Origin of the sequence: Paenibacillus pabuli NBRC 13638, from assembly GCF_001514495.1 — a bacterium.
In the GTDB taxonomy this organism is placed as follows: Bacteria; Bacillota; Bacilli; order Paenibacillales; family Paenibacillaceae; genus Paenibacillus; species Paenibacillus pabuli.
Genome location: NZ_BCNM01000058.1, coordinates 1 through 1,549, shown reverse-complemented (window position 1 = coordinate 1,549; position 1,549 = coordinate 1). Strand labels below are relative to the sequence as shown.

Below are 1,549 nucleotides of genomic sequence, written 5' to 3'. Positions count from 1 at the left end.
AAAAACCAGCTAATGTTTGTCAAGCGTTTCAGGTTGGCTGAGTTTTCTTTTCGTGTTATACTTTTTCCGACCAACACGAATAACCTCCACGGCTATGGAGGTTTTGGTTAAATATGGATTACACTTGGTAGGGCTTGCCCTTCTGCAAGATGGCATAAATGTGATGCAACAGCTTGTTTGCGCAGGCGATCACGACCACCTTGTAGGGCTTGCCCTCTTTTCTTTTTTTCTCGTAGTACGAATGGATTCTTGCATTTGCACTCTTCCGTATACCGCATTGCACAGCTAGATATAAAGAACGTCTAAGCCTCTTTGAGCCACGTTTCGTTATTCGTGTGCTTGTCGCCGTAAACTTCCCTGAACTAAAAATTCCAGGGTCAAGACCTGCAAACGCGACAAGTTGCTTTGCATCGCTAAACTGCCGGACATCGCCCATTTCGGCTATAATGGCTGCCGCCAGCTTTGTTCCAATCCCAGGAATACTTTTCACGAGTTCCACTTCAGGCAGACTCATCGCTACATCTTCCATTTGCTTTTCGAGTTCCTCCAGTTGCCGCATCATCGTCAACAATAAGCTGACCATGCCGAGCAGTGCCTGGCTCTGAGACGGACTACGTCGAGTTTCTCTCCAATCACCCAGCACTCCCTCCAGTTTTTTAGCTTTGTCAATCGTCCACTGCTTGGAACGCGATCTTCCTGTGCTTCCTTGAATCAATTCAATCCAATCCGCTGTACCTCCCTCTAAACAACGGGCAAGTACAGTCAATGACGTTACCGAAAATACATTCGAAAATAGCCCTTCGTACCTTGGAAACACTTGCTCGAGTAGCGCTCTGCTGTTCAGTTTCGCCTGTACAAAGATTCCTGTAACGAATTCATGCTGCCGGGTCAAATGCTGTAGTTCCGTAAACGTCTCTTCCCAAGTCCGGTGGGGCTTTACATCGCCGCGGTAGTACATCTCAGCCAGATGCCAGGCATCCGTCGCGTCCGTTTTCACTTTGCGTAACTGCGTTCCTTTAGCTCGTTTGGATTGCAACGGATTGACAATGTAGTACGTGTAGCCGCTTCGATCCAGGTACGAAACCAATGCACGGTGGTAGTGTCCTGTCGCTTCCAGAACCACTACTGGAGCGAGCCCTGTTTCGATCTGAAGCATGTCTAGCATACCCGAGAATTGTTCAAATCCACTCTTTTCATGCATGATGTCTACAGCTTTGCCAAACGGCTCATTTCGTTTCCTAAACGCCTGCACCACACTCGAACCTTTCGCTACATCTACACCGACAACAGGTTCCAACTTCCTCACTCCTTGTCTTGAATTTCGCCGGCCTTTCCACGATGGTTCCAAATCCATAGCTTCGCTTGTTATACGAGGTCCATCGCCCCTACCAGCTCAAACATGGTCTTTTGGAGGTCGTGGGAGAACAGTTTTTATTACGGGGTTGATGCCCCTAAAAGAGCCACGTTCTCCCGGCTTCCCCCATCGTAAAACGACCACAAAAAAAGGCCAACCAGTAATTACTGGCTAACCTGATAATACGAAAAAGAG

The 1,549-nt window shown here is 48.0% G+C and carries 1 protein-coding gene; it reads right to left on the bottom strand.

Annotation, left to right across the window (positions count from 1 at the left end; all coding sequences use genetic code 11):
* Positions 1–118: 118 nt before the first annotated feature.
* On the bottom strand, positions 119–1,297 hold the full coding sequence (locus tag PPA03S_RS31980; protein WP_062330056.1) for an IS110 family RNA-guided transposase: 1,179 nt from the start codon (positions 1,295–1,297) through the stop codon (positions 119–121).
* Between the last annotated feature and the right edge of the window lie 252 nt (positions 1,298–1,549).